The following is a 17,271-nucleotide window of genomic DNA, read 5'->3' on the forward strand; positions in this document are numbered from 1 at the left end:
GGCAGCCACTGTGGCTCATGCCGGTGAACCGCGGGTGGCGAGCCGCGGACTCTGTGGAGAACCCGTCCGTCCGATCAGCAGGGAGGAGCGCTCAGCCGCCGAGCGCGTTGAGCCACGCCCGGCGCGCCTGGAGCGCCTCGGTCGCCTTCGCGATGGCCGCCTCGTTGCCCGACTTCTGCGCCTTCGCGAGTTCGTCCTCGAGCTTCGCGATTGCTTCGGTGAGCTGTCGCGTCATGTCGTTGGCGCGCGCTTTGGTCTCGGGGTTGTTGCGCTTCCAATCCGTCTCCTCGCGACTGCGCAGCGCGGTCTCGATCCTGCGCAGATCGTCGTCCAGGACGCGTTCCTTGTCGCGGGGGAAGATCCGGCCGATGTCATCCCACTGGCGCTGGATGGCGGTGAGGGCACTTCGCGCCTGGACCAGGTCGCGTTCGTCAGCGATGCTGCGTGCCTGCTCCAACAGCGCCCGCTTGGCGTCGATCTTCTCGCGGGATTCCTCTTCGTCCGCGGCCTCGCGCGCGCCGCGCGCGCTGTAGAGGGCATCGCCGGCGGCTTTGAACCGCGCCCACAGCGCGTCGTCGGCCTTCTTGCCGGCGCGACCGGCGGACTTCCACTGATCCAGCAGCTCGCGGTAGGCGGTGATGCCGTCCTCGCCCTTCGGGGCGAGCGCTTCGGCCTTCTCGACGAGCTTGGCCTTCTGGTCCCGCACCGTCTTGTGCGCCTCGTCCAGCTCGGCGTAGAACTCGCGGCGGTGCTTGTCCACGGTCGCGCGAGCGTCGCGGAATCGCTTCCACAGCTGCTGACCGGTCGACTTCGGCAGGCGTGGGCCGTTCTGCTGCTGCGACTGCCACTCGTCGAACATCGACGCGAGGTCGACCGAGGCCTGCTTCCACTGCACGGTGCGCGGGTCGCGCGCGGCGAGGGCCTCGGCCTTCTCCACGAGTTCGGTGCGAACGCGCACGGCCTCCTCCACGGCCTGCCGGGATGCGGCGGCCTCGGATTCGGATGCTGCGGCGAGCGTACCGGTGAGCGCGAGCACACGCGCGTCCAGCGCCGCCAGGTTGCCCACCGCCGCCGCGTCCTGCAGCTTGGCGTGCAGGGCGCGCGCAGTCGCGCGCAGGTCGGACGGCGATACACCGCCACGACGGGAGCGCACCTCGAGCAGCGCGACCTCGCTTGCCAGGTCGGAGAACTTGCGCCGGTAGTACGCGAGCGCCTCTTCGGCGGATCCGTCCGGATACTGTCCGACCACGCGCCAGCCGTCCGCCTCGCGCACCGAGACGGTGCCGTCGTCCTCGACGCGGCCCCACGGTTCCGTCTCGGCCTCCGGCGGTGCGGCGTCCGCGGGCGACGGCATGGCCTTCGCCGGGGAGGGCATGGCCTTGCCGGGTGCGGGGACCGCAGGTGCGCCGGCGGGTGTCACGTCGGTGGGTGTCACGTCGGTGGGTGTCACGTCGGTGGGCGTCACGTCGGTGGGCGTCACGTCGGTGGGCGTCACGTCGGTGGGCGCGGCGTCTGCCGGTGGCGCGTCGGCCGGTGTGGCGTCGGCGGGCGCCGCGGTCTGGTCCGCTTCGGCGCCGGGATCGTTCTCCGGCTCGGAATCGGTGGTGGACGGGGGAGTGGACTCTGCTGCGGCAGTCACGGGATGCACCTCATCGCGGCTCTCGCCGCCTGTGGGGGATGGACGGCCCCAGCCTAGTACGGCGGGGCCGGGCAACCGAGAGCGCGGGCGCCCGGCTCGCACTCGTCAGGGAGCTGTGGTGGGTGTGGGGACGGGCACGGACGAGTCGCTCGGGGCCGGCGTCACGGCCGGCGAACCGCCCGGCGCCGGAGTCGACGTCGGCGCCGGCGAGGTCGAGGAAGAGGGGGTCGGAGTGGGAGCTCCCGGCCCGGACATGAAGTACGCGGCCTGACCGGCGATGACCGCGAGGATCAGGACTGCGCCGCCGATGCCGGCGATGAGGTTGTCGCGCGTGCGTCGCCGCGCCCGCCCCTCGTGGAACGCCCGGCGTGCCTGGTAGACACGGGCGCGTTCCCGCTCCGCACGCGTGTCACGCTGCTTTCCACCCGGCGCCACGGGACCTCCCTCGTTCCCGGGTCGTCCCGGCCGGCTTGATCCTACGGCGCGGGCCGGAGCGCCGCCAAACCAACCACCGCGCCGGAGTCGCAGGGGCCGGTTAGCCTTGATCGGTGACCTCCACCGCGCTCTTCCAAGGGCAGACCCCGCTCGCGGTGCGCATGAGACCGACCTCCCTCGACGAAGTGGCCGGTCAGTCGCACCTCCTGCGCCCCGGCTCCCCGCTCGTGCTGCTGGCGCGGCCGGATGTGTCCACGGGGGCCGCGTCCTCGGTGATCCTGTGGGGACCGCCCGGAACCGGCAAGACCACCCTCGCCCAGGCCATCGCCCGCTCTTCCGGACGCCGCTTCGTCGAGCTGTCGGCCGTGACCGCCGGCGTCCGCGACGTCCGCGAGGTCATGCAGGAGGCGCTGACCCAACGCGACCTGTACGGACAGTCCACCATCCTGTTCCTGGACGAGATCCACCGCTTCACGAAGGCTCAGCAGGACGCGCTCCTGCCTGGTGTCGAGAACGGCTGGGTGGTGCTGATCGCCGCCACCACCGAGAATCCGTCCTTCTCGGTGATCTCTCCGCTGCTGTCCCGGTCGCTGCTGCTGACCTTGCAGCCGCTCACCGACGATGACCTCGGGATGCTGCTTGACCGCGCCGTGGCCGATCCCCGGGGCCTCGGCGGGGCCGTGACGCTGCTGCCGGGGGCCCGTGACGCTCTCGTGCGACTTGCGTCGGGCGATGCCCGCCGCGCGCTGACGGCGCTCGAGGCGGCGGCATCCCTCGCCGAACCCGTCAGCGACGAGGGCGCCGAGCCGGGGGACGAGCCGCACGAGGCCGTCGCGCCCCCGGAGATCACGGCCGACGACGTGTCCAATGCGGTGGACCGGGCCCTGCTCCGCTACGACCGGCAGGGGGACGAGCACTACGACGTGATCAGCGCCTTCATCAAGTCCATCCGCGGATCGGACGTGGATGCCTCGCTGCACTACCTCGCGCGCATGATCGAGGCGGGGGAGGATCCGCGGTTCATCGCACGACGGCTGATCATCTCCGCAGCAGAGGACATCGGGCTCGCCGACCCGCAGGCTCTGCCGCTCGCGGTCGCGGCCGCCGACGCGGTGCAGTTCGTCGGGATGCCGGAGGGACGCATCCCGCTGGCCGAGGCGACCGCATACCTGGCCACCACCGCGAAGTCGAACGCCGCGTACCTGGCGATCGACAAGGCGATCGCGGACGTCCGAGCCGGAGGTTTCGGCCGCGTGCCCCCGCCGCTGCGCGACGCGCACTACCCCGGCGCCAAACGGCTCGGCCACGGCAAGGGCTACCGATATCCGCACGACTCGGACGTGGGTGTGGTCGCACAGCAGTACCTTCCCGAGGAACTGGCCGGGCGGCGCTACTACGAGCCCACCAACCACGGTCAGGAACGCGAGGTCCAGGCACGCCTGGACAAGATCCGCCGCATCCTGGGGTCCGGCTCCTGAGCGGGTCCACAGCCCGCACCTGCTAAGCTGGACCGGCTCGAAACCCAGTTTTCGGGTATCTCCTGCCCCCAACACACCTTCGGTGCGCCCCGACGTGCGCCCCGGATGGGAAGGGCAGCAGATACGTCCATGAGTCGCGAAAGACGCGGCCATGTCATTTTGGAAGGACACATCCGTGCCCACGAAGTCCCAGGACCGCCGCAAGGTCCGCCTGTCGCGCGCGCTCGGCATCCCGCTGACGCCGAAAGCCGCCAAGTACCTCGAGAAGCGCCCGTACGCGCCCGGCGAGCACGGCCGCACCAAGCGCAAGCAGGACAGCGACTACGCCGTGCGTCTGCGCGAGAAGCAGCGTCTGCGCGAGCAGTACGGCATCCGCGAGAAGCAGATGCGCAACACCTTCAACGAGGCCCGCCGCACCCAGGGCCTGACCGGTGAGAACCTGGTCGAGCTCCTCGAGATGCGTCTGGACGCGCTCGTGCTGCGTGCCGGTTTCGCCCGCACCACGGCTCAGGCCCGCCAGCTCGTCGTGCACCGCCACATCCTCGTCGACGGCCAGCTCGTCGACCGCCCGTCGTTCCGCGTCAAGCCGGGACAGCTCATCCACGTCAAGGCCAAGAGCGAGGGCACCGAGCCCTTCCAGGTCGCAGCCGCCGGCGGTCACGCCGAGGTCCTGCCCCCGGTTCCGGGCTACCTCGAGGTCGAGCTGGACAAGCTGCACGCACGTCTGCTGCGTCGTCCCAAGCGCGCTGAGGTCCCGGTCACCGGTGACGTCCAGCTCGTCGTGGAGTACTACGCCGCGCGATAGCGCGTTTCTGCAGAAGGGCGCCGGGGAGACCCGGCGCCCTTCTGCATGCGTGCGCGTACACTCGGTTCTCGAAGATCGAGCCTGCGAGCGTACCGGCGCACCCCTACGATGGGGGAGTGCCGCGCCCTGCGGACGAGGAAAGTGGTGACATGAAAAGCCTGCTGTGGTTCCTGTTCGGCGTGATCGGCGGTTTCGTCGCCGCACACCTCATGAACAAGGACCCCCGCGGCCACGAAGTCCTCGCCGATGTGGACGCTCGCATCACGGAGTTCACCGACCGGATCGGCGACGCCTATCGCGAGCAGGAAGCGCGCTTCTCCGGGATCGTGGACGAGGTCAAGGATGCCGCGAGCGACGCGTACGGCGCCGCGAAGGCATCCGCGGCTGACGCAGTGGACGCGGTGAAGGACGGCGCGACGGATGCGGTCGCAGCCTCTGCGGATGCGGCATCCCGCACCGTTGATGCGGGCGAGTCCGCCGCCAAGAAGCTCACCGACTGATCGACCCGCCCGGCGGTGTCCCCCGATGGGGGACGCCGCCCTTGTTCGAGGATTCCCATGAAAACCGCAGAGCTCGCCGACCGTTTCCTCCGCTATTTCGAGAAGCGCGACCACACCATCGTGCCCTCGGCGTCGCTGGTCACCGATGACCCTGCGCTGCTGTTCACGGTGGCCGGCATGGTCCCGTTCATCCCGTACCTGAGCGGTGTGGTTCCGGCGCCGTACCCGCGTGCTGCGGATATCCAGAAGTGCATCCGCACCAACGACATCGAAGAGGTCGGCAAGACTCCGCGCCACGGCACGTTCTTCCAGATGCTCGGCAACTGGTCGTTCGGCGACTACTTCAAGGAGGGCGCGATCACGTACGCGTGGGAGCTGCTGACCTCCTCCGAGTCGGACGGCGGACTCGGATTCGACCCGAAGGACCTCTGGGTCACCGTCTACAAGGACGACGACGAGGCCGCCCGGCTGTGGCGCACGATCGCCGGCCTGCCCGAGGAGCGGATCCAGCGGCTGGACAAGGACACCAACTACTGGAGCACCGGGCTTCCGGGGCCGGCCGGCCCGTGCTCGGAGATCTTCTTCGACCAGGGTCCCGCCTACGGCGTGGACGGAGGTCCCGCCACCGACGATGACCGGTACGTGGAGATCTGGAACCTCGTCTTCATGCAGTACGCGATCGACGACGTCACCTCGAAATACGACTTCCGCATCGTCGGCGAGCTCCCGCAGAAGAACATCGACACCGGCATGGGGCTCGAGCGGATCGCGTTCATCAAGCAGGGCGTGCAGAACATGTACGAGACCGACCAGGTGCGGCCGGTGCTCGATCTGGCATCCGAACTGAGCGGGCGGCGCTACGGAGCGGACCACGGGGACGACGTGCGCATGCGCATCATCGCCGACCACGTCCGTTCCTCGCTGATGCTGCTCGCCGACGGCGTGACCCCCACCAACGAGGGGCGCGGCTACATCCTGCGCCGTCTGATGCGCCGCGGCATCCGCTCGATGCGCCTGCTCGGCGTGGACGGGCCGACCTTCCCGGAGCTGTTCGCCGCGTCGCGCGACGCGATGAAGGACGTGTACCCCGAGCTGGAGACGGAGTATCCGCGGCTGTCCGCGTACGCGATCGCCGAGGAGGAGACCTTCCTGCGCACCCTGGCGGCGGGAACCACGACCCTGGACCTCTCGGTCGCCGAGACCAAGAAGTCCGGCGGCACCACGATCGCAGGCTCCGAAGCCTTTCTCCTGCACGACACCTACGGCTTCCCGATCGACCTCACCCTCGAGATCGCCGAAGAGGCCGGACTCACGGTCGACCGCGCCGCGTTCGACACGCTCATGCTGGAGCAGCGTACGCGGGCCAAGGCGGATGCCCGTTCCCGCAAGCGGGCTCTGGCCGACCACGGCGTCTACCGGGAGTTCCGCGCCAAGGGCGAGACGGTCTTCACCGGGTACACCGACCTGGAGACCGAGTCCACGATCCTCGGGCTGCTCGTCGACGGCGTGTCCGTGGACCGCGCGACGGCCGGCCAGATCGCCGAGGTGATCCTCGCCGACACGGCGCTGTACGCGGAATCCGGCGGCCAGGTCGCCGACAAGGGCATCATCGTCGGCCCGGGGTACGAGCTGGAAGTGCTCGACGTGCAGAAGCCGGTGCCCGGCCTGATCAGTCACACCGTCCAGGTCACCTCCGGCGACGTGGGCGTCGGCCAGCCGGCGACATCCGTCGTGGATGCGGTCAACCGCCGGGCCGCGCGTCAGGCGCACTCCGCGACCCATCTGGTCCACGCCGCCCTGCGGGACACGCTCGGCAAGAGCGCCACGCAGGCCGGCTCTCTCAACCGCGCCGGGTACATGCGCCTGGACTTCACCTGGGGCCAGGCCCTGTCGCCGGAGACGCGCACCGAGATCGAGGAGATCGCGAACAACGCCGTCCGCGACAACCTCGAGGTGACCACGCGGGTGGTGTCCCTCGACGAGGCGAAGTCCCTCGGCGCGATGGCCCTGTTCGGCGAGAAGTACGGTGACACGGTGCGCATGGTGGACATCGGCGGCCCCTGGTCGCGTGAGCTGTGCGCGGGAACCCACGTCTCCTCCAGCGCAGAGATCGGGCTGGTGAACCTCGTCGGCGAATCCTCGGTCGGCGCCTCGAACCGTCGCGTCGAGGCGTTGGTCGGGCTGGATGCGTTCCGCGACCTCGCCGCCGAGCGGGCCATCGTCTCGCAGCTCACCTCCACGCTGAAGACCCCGCGCGACCAGCTGCCCGCGCGCATCGCCGAGCTGACCGCCAGCCTCAAGGCGGCGGAGAAGCGGATCGCCGCCTTCGAGTCCCGTGCACTGACCGAGCGCATCCCCGCCCTGGCCGCCAACGCCGAGACGGTGGGGCCGCATCGGGTGGTCGCCGAGACGATCGGCACAGCCTCCTCGGCCGATGACGTGCGGTCGTTGGCCCTCGGCGTGCGCGACCGGCTCGGCACCGAACCCGGCATCGTCGCGATCGGCGCCGAGGTCGGCGGCCGGCCTGTGGTGCTCGTGGCCACCAACGAGGCGGCCCGCCAGGCCGGTGCACGCGCCGGAGCGCTGGCCAAGGTCGCCGCGACCGCTCTCGGCGGCGGTGGGGGTGGCCGCGATGACGTCGCCCAGGGCGGCGGCACGGACGCGACGGCCCTGCCGGCCGCACTGAACGCCGTCAAGGCCGCGCTCGGTTCCCGGTGACGGACTTCAGGCGGGGGGTGCGGCTCGGCATCGATGTCGGCCGCGCGCGGGTCGGTGTGGCACGCTGCGACCCGGACGGGATGCTCGCGACTCCGGTGGAGACCGTTCCCCGCAACGAGGCGTCGATTCCGCGGATCGTCGCGCTTGCCGGGGAGCACGAGGCGCGCGAACTCCTGGTCGGGCTACCGCTGAACATGCGCGGCGAGGACACCGCCTCGACCACGGACGCGCGAGCCTTCGCGGCGGACCTGGCCGCGGCATCCGGCCTGCCGGTCCGCCTGGTCGACGAACGGCTGAGCACGGTCTCCGCGCACGCTGCGCTGAGAGACTCGGGTAGAACCCAGCGTTCATCTCGTAGCATTGTTGACCAGGTCGCCGCCGTCGTTCTCCTCCAGCAAGCACTCGATGTCGAGAAGAGCACGGGACGACCGGCCGGATCACCCGTTCCCCCGGCCCAGGAGCCCACCTGACATGCCCGAAGCGAAATCGCCGTTCGATGATCCGTTCGCGGACCTGTTCGGCAAACTCCCCGATCCGCGTGAGCGACGTGCGTCGGGCGAGGACGCCCCGCGCGGCACCTCCGAACCCCTGACGCCGACCGGCGGACGCACCCCGGCAGGGGGTCGCCCGCTCTCTCGCCGCGAGGCCCGCGAGGCAGCCGCACGCCAGGCCGCTGCGCACAAGGTTCCCGCGGAGGACTCACGGACCGCGACCCCCGCGAAAGCTCCCGCCCCCGCGGCACCATCGGCCGCCGCGCCGGCAGCGCGGTCCGTGCCGGCAGCGTCCGCCCTCTCCTCCCCGTCCGTGCTGCCGGTCGACGACGCGGACGACTGGCCCGTCGCCGCCGGCGCGGCATCCCCGCCGCCGTACAGCCGGAGCGGCGAGTCCGCTGCCCCCCGCCCGGCGGCGACCGCGACATTGGAGGACCTCTTCACCGGCGAGCAGAGAACCGACAGCCTCGGGCAGGAGCCGCCGTCGGGCAAGCGGCGCAAGCGCCGCACCGGCGCATGGATCGCGCTCGGGGTCGTCCTGGTCCTGCTGGGCGGTATCGCCGGAGCAGGGCTGTGGGTCTGGAACACGTATGAGCCGCAGATCCGCGAGGTGATGGGCTGGCAGGAACCGAAGGACTTCGACCCCGGCCTGGCCGACGGCGAGGCGTTCGTGACGATCGCCTCCGGCGACACCGGTGCGCCGATCTCCCAGAGCCTGTTCGACGCGGGCGTGACCAAGACACCCGGCGCCTTCTACGACTACCTGATCGACACCGGCCAGAATCCGCCCTTCGTCCCGGGCGTGTTCAAGCTGCAGAAGCAGATGACCTCGGCCGCCGCGCTGGAAGCGCTGCTGAATCCCGCGAACAAGCTGGAGAACAGCGCCCAGCTCCGCGAGGGGCTGACCGTGGAGCAGTCGCTGCCGATCCTGGCCGAAGGCACCGGGCTGCCCGTCGAGGACTTCCAGGCGGCGGTGGCCAACCCCGCGGACTACGGCGTTGCGGCGGACAGCCTCGAAGGATGGCTGTTCCCCGCGACGTACACGTTCGACCCCGGTGCCAGCGCGCCCGAGATCGTCAGGACGCTGGTCGATCGCACCGTGCAATCCCTGGATGCCGCGGCGGTGCCCGTCGATGACCGGCAGCGGGTGCTGACGATCGCCTCGATCATCCAGCGCGAGGCGCGCTTCGAGGCGGACTTCTACAAGGTCTCCCGCGTGATCCAGAACCGTCTGTCCCCGGACAACCAGCAGACCTTCGGAAAGCTCGAGATGGACTCGACCGCCCAGTACGGGTACGGCGAGGCGGACGGCACGGCCAGCACGTCCGAGGAAGCGCAGTTCAACGACAACCCGTGGAACACGTATGTGCACCCCGGCCTGCCGATCGGACCGATCTCCAACCCGGGTGACACGGCCATCGACGCCGCGATGCACCCGGCCGACGGCGACTGGCTGTACTTCGTGACGGTCAACCTCGACACGGGTGAGACGGTCTTCACGTCGAACCTCGCGGATCACAACCGTGCGGTCGCCCAGTGGCAGGCGTGGTGCAGCGAGAACCCCGATTCGGGATGCTGACACCCGACGCCACACGCCTGGAGGTATGGGGCGACCCCGTCGCCCACAGCCGCTCGCCTCAGCTGCACGCAGCGGCCTACCGCGCACTCGGGCTGAACTGGACCTACGAGCGGCGCCGCGTCACCGCCGCAGCCTTCACCGGAGAGCTGGCCGGGCTCTCCGACCGCTGGCGGGGCCTGTCGCTGACGATGCCGCTGAAAGGGCAGGCCTTCCACGCCTCCGCCCAGCGAGACCGCCGCGCGGAACTGACCGGAGCGGTCAACACGCTGCTGCTGACCGACGACGTGCCCCGCGGATTCAACACGGACGTCGGCGGGATCGTGCGCGCGCTCGGCGACGACGGCGTCCACGAGGTGGACCGCGGCCGCATCGTCGGCGCCGGAGCCACGGCGATGTCGGCTCTCGTCGCGCTCAGCGAGCTCGGCGCAGACCGTGTCGAGGTCGTCGCGCGGCGCCCCGCAGCGGTTGCGCCGCTCGCCCGGCTCGGGACGACGCTCGGCCTCGAGGTCATCGGCGTGTCCTTCGACGCGCCCGTCCACACCGACGCGACGGTCACGATCGCCACCCTCCCCGGCGACGCCGAGGTGCCCCTCGCCGCTGCGGACGCGCTGGCCCGGTCCGGCGGCCTCCTGTTCGACGTCGTGTACGGCCACTGGCCCACCGTCCTGGCGTCCGCGTGGGAGCGCGCCGGCCGTCCGGCGACCTCCGGGCTGGGGATGCTGCTGCATCAGGCCCTCCTTCAGGTGCGCGTCTTCGTCACCGGGGGCACCGAGGACGCCCTCGAGGGCGAGAGCCTGGTGCTCGCCGAAATGCACTCGGCCGTCGTGGGAGACTAGGGGAATGCTCCGCGTGCTCACGGCCGGTGAATCCCACGGCCCCGAACTGGTCGCCATCATGGAGGGTCTGCCCGCCGGCGTCCCCGTGTCGCGCACCGCGATCCAAGCCGACCTCGCCCGCAGGAAGCTCGGCTACGGCCGCGGCTCGCGCATGAAGTTCGAAGAGGACGAACTCACGATCTCCGGCGGCGTCCGGCACGGGTCCAGCCTGGGCAGCCCCATCGCGCTGCGGATCGGCAACACCGAGTGGCCCAAGTGGGTCGAGGTGATGAATCCCGATCCGGTCGATCTGACCGACATGTCCCGCGGACGCGGCGCCCCCCTGACCAGGCCCCGGCCCGGCCACGCCGACCTGGTCGGCATGCAGAAGTACGGATTCGACGAGGCGCGTCCGATCCTCGAGCGCGCCAGCGCCCGGGAGACCGCCGCGCGCGTCGCGCTGGGAGCGATCGCGCGGGCATTCCTGGCCGAACTGGGCATCCGGCTGGTCAGTCACACGCTCTCCATCGGTCCGGTCCGCGTCCCCGAAGACGCGCCGCTGCCCACCCCCGACGACGTCGGGCAGCTCGACGCCGACCCGCTGCGCTGCTTCGACCCGGCCACTTCCGCCCTCATGGTCGAAGAGGTCGACGACGCGCGCAAGGACGGCGACACGCTCGGCGGCATCGTGGAGGTGCTCGCCTACGGCCTCCCGCCCGGGCTGGGCTCGCACGTGCACTGGGACCGCCGCCTGGACGCCAAGCTGTCGCAGGCGCTGATGAGCATCCAGGCGATCAAGGGCGTCGAAGTCGGGGACGGATTCCTCACCACCACGCGGCGCGGATCCGCCGCCCACGACGAGCTGTTCGCCACCGAGCGGGGCATCACCCGCTCCAGCGACCGCGCCGGCGGCATCGAAGGCGGCATGTCCACCGGCACCGTCCTGCGCATCCGCGCCGGTATGAAGCCGATCGCCACGGTGCCGCATTCGCTGCGCACCATCGACGTCGCCACCGGCGAGAGCGCTTCGGCCCATCACCAGCGATCCGATGTCTGCGCGGTTCCGGCTGCGGGCGTCGTCGCCGAGGCGATGGCCGCCCTCGTCCTGGCAGAAGTGGTGCTGGAGAAGTTCGGCGGGGACAGCGTCGCCGAGACGCGACGCAACCTCGAGGGATACCTGGCCGCCATCCCGGAGACCCTGCGCACGCGCAGCACGAGCGATCCCGCGCTCATCGAGCATGACCTCGCCCGATAGCGCGATCGTCCTGATCGGACCGATGGGTGCGGGCAAGACCAGCGTGGGCCGCCGGGTGGCACGCGCGCTGGGGCAGACCTTCACCGACACGGACAAGGCGATCGTGCGCGACCACGGGCCGATCCCTGAGCTCTTCGACCGCTTCGGCGAGGCGCGCTTCCGTGAGATCGAGCGGACGGCCGTCTCGGAAGCCCTGGCCCACGGCGGCGTGGTCGCCCTCGGCGGTGGCGCCATCCTGGACGCCGACACCCGGGCGGATCTGTCCGCGCATCGGGTCGTGCTGTTGACGGTCTCGCCGCACATCGTGGCCGCCCGCCTGCACGGCAGCGACCGGCCCCTGCTGGCCGACGCCGATCCGCTCGCCCGCTGGCAGCGGATCTTCGCCGAACGCCGCGGCCTGTACGAGGAGGTCGCCGACGTCACCTTCGACACCTCCTCGGGTCCGCTGGCCGCCGTCGTCGCCGCGATCGCGGCGTGGGCGCAGAACACGCAGAGCGCCGAGGAGGACGCATGACCGAAACGACCACCATCTCCGTGTCCGGGGACGCAGGCTACGACATCACCATCGGGCGCGGCATCCTCGACCTGGTCGGTGCCGCGCTGGATCCCGCAGTGCGCAAGGTTCTGGTCGTGCACCCGCCGACCCTGGGCGCCGCCGCCGCGGAGCTGCGCGAGCGGCTGATGGCGGAGGGCGGCCGTGAGGTGCTGCTCGCCGAGATTCCGGACGCCGAGCAGGGCAAGCGCGTGGAAGTGGCCGCCTTCTGCTGGCAGGTGATGGGGAAAGCAGACTTCACCCGCACGGATGCCGTCGTCGGATTCGGCGGCGGAGCGGTCACCGACCTGGCCGGATTCGTCGCGGCCACCTGGCTGCGCGGCGTACAGGTCGTCCAGGTGCCCACCACGGTGCTGGGTATGGTCGACGCCGCCGTCGGCGGCAAGACCGGCATCAACACGGCAGAGGGCAAGAACCTCGTGGGCGCCTTCTGGTCGCCGCGGGCCGTGGTCTGCGACCTGAGCACGCTGGAGTCCCTCTCGCCCAACGAGGCGGTGGCCGGCTTCGCCGAGGTCGTCAAGGCGGGGTTCATCTGGCATCCGGAGATCCTGGACATCATCGAGGCCGACAGCACCGCCGCAGTGGATCCGACCAGCGAGTCCTTCCGGCGCTGCATCGAACTGGGGATCGGCATGAAGGCCCACGTCGTGGGGGAGGACTTCCGCGAAGGCGGCCTTCGCGAGGTGCTCAACTACGGCCACACCCTGGGCCACGCCATCGAGCACGCCGAGCGCTATCGCTGGCGTCACGGTGCAGCGATCTCGGTGGGCATGATGTACGCCGCCGAACTGTCACGTCTGGCCGGACGCCTGCCGGATGCCGCGGTCCAGCGTCACCGCGACGTCCTGGAGCTGCTGGGTCTGCCCACCACGTACCGTGCCGGCGCGTGGCCGCAGCTGCTTGCCACCATGCAGCGCGACAAGAAGAGCCGCGCCGGCATGCTGCGCTTCATCGTCTTGGACGACATCGCGCGGCCGACGGTGCTGCGAGCGCCGGACGAGTCGCTCCTGTTCGCCGCCTACCAGGAGGTCGCAGGCTGATGTCGGCGAACCTTCCCCGCCGTCTGCTGCTGGTGAACGGACCGAACCTGAACCTGCTCGGCACACGCGAGCCGGACGTCTACGGATCCCAGACACTCGCGGACGTCGAGCAGCTCACCGCGGCGACCGCGGCCGCGAGCGGCTTCGACATCCGTGCGGTGCAGAGCAACCACGAGGGGGTCCTGATCGACGCGATCCACGCGGCGCGGCAGGACTGCGCGGGAATCATCATCAATCCGGGCGGCCTGACGCACACCTCGGTCGTGTTGCGCGACGCGCTGTCGGCCGTTGCGCTGCCGGTCGCCGAAGTGCACATCAGCAACGTCCAGGAACGGGAGCCCTTCCGGCATCACTCCTACGTCGCGGATGTCGCCGTCGTCCACGTGATCGGCGAGGGCGTGGCGGGGTATGCGAGCGCCACGAGGCGCCTGATCGAGGTCCTCACCGGGCAGGCGGACGGCTGAGACCTGCCCGCACCCGCCGAATCCCGTAGAATCGATCGTCGGCAACTACCGGCCGCGGTTCCTGAGCTAGGCGAAGGGCGGCGACCTCGCCTCGGCGCTTGCGCCCCGTGCCCCTCACGATCGGAATCACCCAGTCATGGCATCCACCGCAGACATCAGAAACGGCGTCGTCCTCAGCATCGACGGACAGCTGTGGAACGTCATCGAGTTCCAGCACGTCAAGCCCGGCAAGGGCGGCGCATTCGTGCGCACCAAGTTGAAGAACGTCGTCTCCGGCAAGACGGTGGACCGCACCTACAACGCCGGTGCGAAGATCGAGATCGAGAACGTCGACCGCCGTGACTTCACGTACCTGTACAACGACGGCGAAGGCTTCGTGTTCATGGACGTCGCCGACTACGACCAGCTGACCGTCCCCGCGAGCGTCGTCGGCGATGCCGCGAACTTCCTGCTGGAGAATCAGCAGGTCCAGATCGCGCTGAACAACGGCAATCCGCTCTACGTCGAGCTCCCGGCATCCGTGGTGCTGGAGATCACCTACACCGAGCCCGGCCTGCAGGGCGACCGGTCATCGGCCGGGACCAAACCCGCCACCGTCGAGACCGGCTATGAGATCCAGGTCCCGCTGTTCCTGGAGACCGGCACGAAGGTCAAGGTCGATACCCGCACGGGCGACTACCTCGGTCGCGTCAACTAGCGCGGGCGAGCTTTCTTCTGATGAGCGCCCGCACCAAGGCGCGCAAGCGTGCCCTCGACATCCTGTTCCAGTCCGACGTTCGCGGCGACGACCTCGCCGTCACCCTCGCCGCCGAGGCGACGCGAGCCGCGAACGAACCCGCCCGCGAGTCCTCGTGGCTGTATGCCCGCGAGATCGTCGACGGCGTGATCGACAACCGCGACGAGATCGACGAGCAGATCAGCACCTTCGCCAAGGACTGGTCTCTGGCCCGAATGCCCGCCGTGGATCGCGCTCTGCTGCGGATGGGCGTCTGGGAGATCCTGTACAACGACGAGGTGCCCACCGCCGTCGCGATCGATGAGGCCGTCGACCTGGCCAAGGAATTCTCCACGGACGACTCCGGCGCCTTCGTGCACGGAGTGCTCGCGCGGATCGCCCGCTCGTCCTGATCGGGGCGTCCGATCCGCCGCCGCACAGCCGGCCCGCAGGAGCGCCGCAGGGTCGCACCGTAGAATCGGGGCGTTCACAAGACGACGTCATCTGAGGAATTTGGGAGCGCCATGAGGATCACCGGCCTCGGCCACGCCGGCATGTTCATCGAGACCCGCGGCGGCAGCATCCTGTGCGACCCGGTGATCGGCCCGACGTTCTTCGGGGCGTGGTTCCCGTTCCCGGACAACCGAGGACTGGACTGGGCGACGTACGGAAACGCCGACTTCCTGTACATCTCGCACCGGCACCGCGATCACTTCGACCCCGCGCTGATGGAGCGCTTCGTCCCGAAGGACATCAAGGTCCTGCTGCCGGACTATCCCACCGACGATCTCGAGCAGGATCTGCGTGCTCTCGGATACTCGAACATCATCCACACCCAGGCCGGTGTGCCACTGGAGTTCGGCGACCTGAAGGTGATGGTCACGCCGCTGCGCGCGCCGAGCGACGGTCCGATCGGCGATTCCAGTCTCTCCGTGGACGACGGCACCGCCAGCATCCTGAACCAGAACGACTCGCATCCGCTCGACCTGGACGCGCTGCTGGGCTTCAGCAAGCCCGACGCCTACTTCACCCAGGTCTCGGGCGCGATCTGGTGGCCGATGGTCTACGACCTGCCCCAGGAGGCGAAGCAGAACTTCGCACGGCTCAAACGCGATGCGCAGAACAAGCGCGCGATGTACTACATCGAGAAGGTCGGCGCGGAGCACGTCTTCCCGATGGCCGGACCGCCGATGTTCCTGCGCGAAGAGCTGTTCCGCTACAACGGATACGGCCTCGAAGACGACTCGATCTTCACCGACCAGCGGCAGTTCCTCGAGCACATGGCTCAGCTGCGCCCCGAGCAGAAGGGCTACCTGTACCTGCCCGGGACGGTCGTCGAACTGGACCACGGCCAGATCGCCGTCACCCAGACGCTGTACACCGACGACGAGATCGAGCACATCTTCGGCGACAAATGGGCGTACCTGGCCGAACAGCGCGATTCCCGGCAGGACGAGGTCGCCCGCGAAGAGGCATCGCGCGCAGCGGTACTGCCCCCGGCCGAGATGCTCGCCGCCCTCAAGGAGTGGTGGGAGCCGCTGCTGCGTCGCGGACGGATCTTCCGCGACGGCGTCGGGGGACCGGTGCGCTACACGATCGGCGAACTGGACATGGTCGTCGATTTCCCGAAGGCGAAGGTGCGGGAGTATGCGGGGGAGGAGACCGGGTACTGGTTCACCATCCCGGCCGACCTGGTCTCGACGAACATCCGCGACCACGAGATCGACTGGTCGAACTCGATCTTCCTCTCGATGCAGTTCCAGGCCGGCCGAGTGGGCAAGTTCAACGAGTTCATCTACACCTTCATGAAGTGCCTGTCCCGCGACCGGATCGAGTACGTCGAGAACTGGTACGCGGAGCAGTCCGATGTGTCCGAGGACGTGCAGCTGGGCGACTGGGTGGTGCAGCGCCGGTGCCCGCACCTGCGGGCGGACCTGTCCAAGACCGGCAAGATCGAGGACGGCGTGCTCACCTGCAGCCTGCACGACTGGAAGTGGGACCTCGCCAGCGGCAAGTGCCTCACCACGCACGGGCATCCGATCCGCTCCCGTACCGCCGAGGACGCCCTCTCGCGCGAGGCGACCGCTCCCGCCGTGGCGTGACGACTGCCCGCCCGTGAACGGGCGCGGTATCACCGGGCGTCCTGATCGCGGCCGCTGTCATTCCACCTGGCGGCTGGGCCGGTTCGCGCGTGCTGCCAGCACGCCCACGAGCGGGCTGAGCACCAGACTCACCGCCCACGTGAGCTTTGCGGGGGCGCACCCCAGATCAGCGCGACCGGTATGGAGGCGAGGAAGACGACGGGCGTGACCAGCGCCGCCGCGACGCCCAGGAGGTTCGCACGGCCGGGAAGCGGGGACCGCTCCAGCCCCCGCGCGCGGGCGACCTGGAACATGGCGATCTGGCAGAACGCGACCAGGGCGATGTTGGCGGCATAGCAGGCGGTCGGAAGGGGCAGTGCGGCAGTGGCCGGATCGCTGATCCCCTGGGTGGTGTACGCGATCAGGATCACGGCCGCGGCAGCCGCGAGATTGATCGCCGTGGTGACCGCGTCCAATCCGCGCAGGCGGCGCATGAGCCGAACATTCACCCGCCAGAACACCACGATGACCGTGCGGCGAATCCGTAGATCGCGTCGAAGAACGAGATGCCTCGCCCGAACTCGACCGACGAGCGCGAGAGGTACGACGCCGGTCGTGCGCGCGGGCGCGGAGCGTCGCGGCTGCGCGCGTCCGCCGGGCTTGCATCTGCCACGTGCTCAGCGTGCCAGTGCGCGGCCGCACC

The 17,271-nt window shown here is 70.0% G+C and carries 17 protein-coding genes; 14 read left to right on the forward strand and 3 right to left on the reverse strand.

The features are described from left to right. Positions 1 to 91: 91 nt before the first annotated feature. On the reverse strand, positions 92 to 1,354 hold the full coding sequence (locus tag QNO12_RS08655) for a DUF349 domain-containing protein (protein ID WP_257503875.1): 1,263 nt from the start codon (positions 1,352 to 1,354) through the stop codon (positions 92 to 94). Positions 1,355 to 1,744: 390 nt separating this feature from the next. Beyond that, positions 1,745 to 2,074 (reverse strand): dioxygenase, encoded by a 330-nt coding sequence (locus tag QNO12_RS08660; RefSeq protein WP_257503734.1) that lies wholly within the window; start codon positions 2,072 to 2,074, stop codon positions 1,745 to 1,747. A gap of 161 nt (positions 2,075 to 2,235) precedes the next feature. Here QNO12_RS08660 and QNO12_RS08665 point away from each other — a divergent pair, with 161 nt between their 5' ends. From QNO12_RS08665 to QNO12_RS08730, 14 genes are all read left to right on the forward strand, one after another. Continuing rightward, on the forward strand, positions 2,236 to 3,552 hold the full coding sequence (locus QNO12_RS08665; protein ID WP_257503874.1) for a replication-associated recombination protein A: 1,317 nt from the start codon (positions 2,236 to 2,238) through the stop codon (positions 3,550 to 3,552). Between the two features lie 175 nt (positions 3,553 to 3,727). Then, positions 3,728 to 4,357 carry a 30S ribosomal protein S4 gene (rpsD, locus tag QNO12_RS08670; protein WP_257503733.1) on the forward strand — a complete coding sequence of 210 codons (630 nt, stop codon included), beginning with the start codon at positions 3,728 to 3,730 and terminating at the stop codon, positions 4,355 to 4,357. A 149-nt stretch (positions 4,358 to 4,506) separates the two neighbouring features. Continuing rightward, positions 4,507 to 4,857 (forward strand): ATPase, encoded by a 351-nt coding sequence (locus tag QNO12_RS08675; protein WP_257503732.1) that lies wholly within the window; start codon positions 4,507 to 4,509, stop codon positions 4,855 to 4,857. A 57-nt stretch (positions 4,858 to 4,914) separates the two neighbouring features. After that, a complete protein-coding gene (alaS, locus tag QNO12_RS08680) occupies positions 4,915 to 7,575 on the forward strand; it encodes an alanine--tRNA ligase (RefSeq protein ID WP_257503731.1) in 2,661 nt (886 codons plus the stop codon). Further along, positions 7,572 to 8,045, forward strand: coding sequence for a Holliday junction resolvase RuvX (ruvX, locus tag QNO12_RS08685; protein WP_257503730.1), 474 nt, complete (start codon positions 7,572 to 7,574; stop codon positions 8,043 to 8,045). Before alaS ends, ruvX begins: the two co-directional genes overlap by 4 nt. Before the next feature lies 1 nt (position 8,046). Continuing rightward, positions 8,047 to 9,645, forward strand: coding sequence for an endolytic transglycosylase MltG (mltG, locus tag QNO12_RS08690; RefSeq protein ID WP_257503729.1), 1,599 nt, complete (start codon positions 8,047 to 8,049; stop codon positions 9,643 to 9,645). Beyond that, on the forward strand, positions 9,639 to 10,481 hold the full coding sequence (locus QNO12_RS08695; protein ID WP_257503728.1) for a shikimate dehydrogenase family protein: 843 nt from the start codon (positions 9,639 to 9,641) through the stop codon (positions 10,479 to 10,481). Before mltG ends, QNO12_RS08695 begins: the two co-directional genes overlap by 7 nt. Positions 10,482 to 10,485: 4 nt before the next feature. Continuing rightward, complete coding sequence (gene aroC, locus QNO12_RS08700; protein WP_257503727.1) at positions 10,486 to 11,715, forward strand: chorismate synthase; 1,230 nt, start codon at positions 10,486 to 10,488, stop codon at positions 11,713 to 11,715. Continuing rightward, entirely contained in the window at positions 11,699 to 12,229 is a 531-nt protein-coding gene (locus tag QNO12_RS08705) for a shikimate kinase (protein ID WP_257503726.1), read from the forward strand. The genes aroC and QNO12_RS08705 overlap by 17 nt, the downstream gene beginning before the upstream one ends. Further along, complete coding sequence (gene aroB, locus QNO12_RS08710) at positions 12,226 to 13,308, forward strand: 3-dehydroquinate synthase (RefSeq protein ID WP_257503725.1); 1,083 nt, start codon at positions 12,226 to 12,228, stop codon at positions 13,306 to 13,308. Before QNO12_RS08705 ends, aroB begins: the two co-directional genes overlap by 4 nt. Next, positions 13,308 to 13,772, forward strand: coding sequence for a type II 3-dehydroquinate dehydratase (gene aroQ / locus QNO12_RS08715; protein ID WP_257503724.1), 465 nt, complete (start codon positions 13,308 to 13,310; stop codon positions 13,770 to 13,772). Before aroB ends, aroQ begins: the two co-directional genes overlap by 1 nt. A gap of 136 nt (positions 13,773 to 13,908) precedes the next feature. Continuing rightward, positions 13,909 to 14,469 carry an elongation factor P gene (gene efp / locus QNO12_RS08720; RefSeq protein ID WP_257503723.1) on the forward strand — a complete coding sequence of 187 codons (561 nt, stop codon included), beginning with the start codon at positions 13,909 to 13,911 and terminating at the stop codon, positions 14,467 to 14,469. Between the two features lie 20 nt (positions 14,470 to 14,489). Next, positions 14,490 to 14,900 (forward strand): transcription antitermination factor NusB, encoded by a 411-nt coding sequence (nusB, locus tag QNO12_RS08725; RefSeq protein ID WP_257503722.1) that lies wholly within the window; start codon positions 14,490 to 14,492, stop codon positions 14,898 to 14,900. Positions 14,901 to 15,011: 111 nt separating this feature from the next. Next, on the forward strand, positions 15,012 to 16,589 hold the full coding sequence (locus QNO12_RS08730; protein ID WP_257503721.1) for a Rieske 2Fe-2S domain-containing protein: 1,578 nt from the start codon (positions 15,012 to 15,014) through the stop codon (positions 16,587 to 16,589). 128 nt (positions 16,590 to 16,717) lie between these two features. Here the strand turns inward: QNO12_RS08730 and QNO12_RS08735 are convergent, their stop codons facing one another. Beyond that, entirely contained in the window at positions 16,718 to 17,062 is a 345-nt protein-coding gene (locus tag QNO12_RS08735; RefSeq protein WP_257503720.1) for a hypothetical protein, read from the reverse strand. Between the last annotated feature and the right edge of the window lie 209 nt (positions 17,063 to 17,271).

Source organism: Microbacterium sp. zg-B185, assembly GCF_030246885.1.
GTDB lineage: Bacteria > Actinomycetota > Actinomycetes > Actinomycetales > Microbacteriaceae > Microbacterium.

What these genes read in the sequence shown, in the direction of transcription:
- QNO12_RS08655 (WP_257503875.1), bottom strand. Translation starts at nt 1,354, where the DNA reads ATGCCGTCGCCCGCGGACGCCGCACCGCCGGAGGCCGAGACGGAACCG.
- QNO12_RS08665 (WP_257503874.1), top strand. Translation starts at nt 2,236, where the DNA reads ATGAGACCGACCTCCCTCGACGAAGTGGCCGGTCAGTCGCACCTCCTG.
- QNO12_RS08675 (WP_257503732.1), top strand. Translation starts at nt 4,507, where the DNA reads ATGAAAAGCCTGCTGTGGTTCCTGTTCGGCGTGATCGGCGGTTTCGTC.
- alaS (WP_257503731.1), top strand. Translation starts at nt 4,915, where the DNA reads ATGAAAACCGCAGAGCTCGCCGACCGTTTCCTCCGCTATTTCGAGAAG.
- mltG (WP_257503729.1), top strand. Translation starts at nt 8,047, where the DNA reads ATGCCCGAAGCGAAATCGCCGTTCGATGATCCGTTCGCGGACCTGTTC.
- QNO12_RS08695 (WP_257503728.1), top strand. Translation starts at nt 9,639, where the DNA reads ATGCTGACACCCGACGCCACACGCCTGGAGGTATGGGGCGACCCCGTC.
- aroC (WP_257503727.1), top strand. Translation starts at nt 10,486, where the DNA reads ATGCTCCGCGTGCTCACGGCCGGTGAATCCCACGGCCCCGAACTGGTC.
- QNO12_RS08705 (WP_257503726.1), top strand. Translation starts at nt 11,699, where the DNA reads ATGACCTCGCCCGATAGCGCGATCGTCCTGATCGGACCGATGGGTGCG.
- aroB (WP_257503725.1), top strand. Translation starts at nt 12,226, where the DNA reads ATGACCGAAACGACCACCATCTCCGTGTCCGGGGACGCAGGCTACGAC.
- aroQ (WP_257503724.1), top strand. Translation starts at nt 13,308, where the DNA reads ATGTCGGCGAACCTTCCCCGCCGTCTGCTGCTGGTGAACGGACCGAAC.
- efp (WP_257503723.1), top strand. Translation starts at nt 13,909, where the DNA reads ATGGCATCCACCGCAGACATCAGAAACGGCGTCGTCCTCAGCATCGAC.
- nusB (WP_257503722.1), top strand. Translation starts at nt 14,490, where the DNA reads ATGAGCGCCCGCACCAAGGCGCGCAAGCGTGCCCTCGACATCCTGTTC.
- QNO12_RS08730 (WP_257503721.1), top strand. Translation starts at nt 15,012, where the DNA reads ATGAGGATCACCGGCCTCGGCCACGCCGGCATGTTCATCGAGACCCGC.
- QNO12_RS08735 (WP_257503720.1), bottom strand. Translation starts at nt 17,062, where the DNA reads ATGCGCCGCCTGCGCGGATTGGACGCGGTCACCACGGCGATCAATCTC.